This window comes from Aquabacterium parvum (assembly GCF_001447195.1).
Lineage (GTDB): Bacteria > Pseudomonadota > Gammaproteobacteria > Burkholderiales > Burkholderiaceae_C > Aquabacterium > Aquabacterium parvum.
In genome coordinates, this window is the sequence record NZ_LFRI01000069.1 from 1 (window position 1) to 311 (window position 311).

The window sequence follows — 311 nt, forward strand, 5'->3', positions numbered from 1 at the left end:
ACCTCAGTGACGAAGACTGCGAGTACCAGGTGCTTGATCGCATGAGCTTCCAGCACTTTTGCCGTCTGGACGGTGCCCTGCACATCCCTGATGCACGCACGTTGTGGAGCTTCAAGCAGCGCTTGGCCCAAGGTAGCCTGGGCGGACGCGCCATCTTTGACGCAGTCAGCCTGCAGTTGCAGCAGCACGGCTACATCCCCCGCGGCGGACAGATCGTGGATGCCAGCATCGTGCAGGCCCCCGTCACCCAGACGAACAAGGACGAGCGCGAAGCGCTCAACGAAGGCCGCAAGCCTGAGGGCTGGAGTGCC

At 63.0% G+C, this 311-nt stretch carries 1 protein-coding gene; it reads left to right on the forward strand.

Annotated elements, in window-relative coordinates; all coding sequences use genetic code 11:
• On the forward strand, positions 1 to 311 hold a 311-nt coding region (locus tag ABG80_RS02050), incomplete at both ends, for a transposase (RefSeq protein ID WP_160322409.1).